Source organism: Alteromonas lipotrueae (assembly GCF_019249255.1).
GTDB classification, from domain to species: Bacteria; Pseudomonadota; Gammaproteobacteria; order Enterobacterales; family Alteromonadaceae; genus Alteromonas; species Alteromonas lipotrueae.
Window position 1 is genome coordinate 1 of sequence record NZ_JAESDJ010000043.1, and the last position, 1,127, is coordinate 1,127.

The 1,127-nt window shown below is 45.9% G+C and carries 1 protein-coding gene; it reads right to left on the bottom strand.

The window, feature by feature from the left end:
* Nucleotides 1–56: 56 nt before the first annotated feature.
* Nucleotides 57–1,127 (bottom strand): elongation factor Tu (tuf, locus tag KYS23_RS20570; RefSeq protein WP_218398579.1); only part of this gene is annotated, 1,071 nt, incomplete at its 5' end.

Sequence of the window (1,127 nt, forward strand, 5' to 3'; positions counted from 1 at the left end):
GACACAAAAAAGGCGCTCAAATGAGCGCCTTCTTTTTATGCTTTGGTTTGCTTAGATTAAAGAATCTTAGCTACAACACCAGCACCTACAGTACGGCCACCTTCACGGATAGCGAAGCGTAAACCTTCGTCCATCGCGATTGGTGCAATAAGTTCTACTACGAACTTAAGGTTGTCACCAGGCATTACCATCTCTACGCCTTCTGGAAGCTCTACAGCACCAGTTACGTCAGTTGTACGGAAGTAGAACTGTGGACGATAGCCTTTGAAGAATGGAGTATGACGGCCACCTTCGTCTTTGCTTAGTACGTATACTTCAGCTTCGAATTTAGTGTGTGGGTTGATTGAACCAGGCTTAGCTAGTACTTGACCACGTTCAACGTCTTCACGCTTAGTACCACGTAGAAGAACACCAACGTTCTCACCAGCGCGACCTTCGTCTAGAAGTTTACGGAACATTTCAACACCAGTACAAGTCGTCTTAGTAGTATCTTTGATACCAACGATTTCTACTTCTTCACCAACTTTAACAATACCTTGCTCTACACGACCCGTTACTACTGTACCACGGCCTGAGATTGAGAATACGTCTTCGATTGGAAGAATGAACGGCTTATCGATAGCACGCTCTGGCTCTGGGATGTATGAATCTAGAGCTTCACCAAGTTCGATGATTTTCTTTTCCCATTCTGCATCGCCTTCAAGGGCTTTAAGTGCAGAACCTTGGATAACTGGAAGGTCATCGCCTGGGAATTCATATTCGCTAAGAAGTTCACGAACTTCCATTTCTACTAGCTCTAGAAGCTCTTCATCATCAACCATGTCACATTTGTTCATGAATACGATGATGTAAGGAACACCAACCTGACGACCAAGTAGGATGTGCTCACGAGTCTGAGGCATAGGGCCATCAGTCGCAGCTACTACTAGGATCGCGCCGTCCATCTGAGCAGCACCGGTGATCATGTTTTTAACGTAATCAGCGTGTCCTGGGCAGTCTACGTGAGCGTAGTGACGAGTAGGAGTGTCATACTCTACGTGAGATGTAGAGATGGTAATACCACGAGCTTTTTCTTCAGGCGCGTTATCGATTTGATCGAAAGCCTGAGCTGAACCACCGTATGTCTT